The following is a 499-nucleotide window of genomic DNA, read 5'->3' on the forward strand; positions in this document are numbered from 1 at the left end:
ACCTACTAATCCAGGAAATGTAAACTGTTGGGATGATTTTCAATTAGACGCTACTTCATGTTTGTATGTAAATCTAGGAACTGCTCCTTCTAATCCAGGAAACGTTACCTGCTGGGATGATTTTCAATTAGATGCTACTTCTTGTATGTATGTAAATTTAGGAACGGCACCTGCTAACCCAGGAAACGTCACCTGTTGGGATGATTTTCAATTAGATGCTACTTCTTGCATGTATGTCAATCTAGGAACGGCACCTACTAATCCAGGAAATATGACCTGTTGGGATGATTTTCAATTGGACACTACTTCTTGTATGTATGTAAATTTAGGAACAGCGCCTATCAATCCCGGAAACGTAACCTGCTGGGATGATTTTCAATTAGATGCTACTTCCTGTATGTATGTAAATCTAGGAACAGCACCCACTAATTCAGGAAATGTAACCTGTTGGGATGATTTTCAATATGACGTTGCATCGTGTATGTATGTAAATCTAGGA

At 38.7% G+C, this 499-nt stretch carries 1 protein-coding gene; it reads left to right on the forward strand.

Annotated elements, in window-relative coordinates:
• Positions 1–499, forward strand: a 499-nt coding sequence (locus ACVCZW_RS07665; protein ID WP_452232090.1) for a hypothetical protein, incomplete at both ends; no start/stop codon positions are given.

This window comes from Lacinutrix sp. MEBiC02595 (assembly GCF_053601555.1).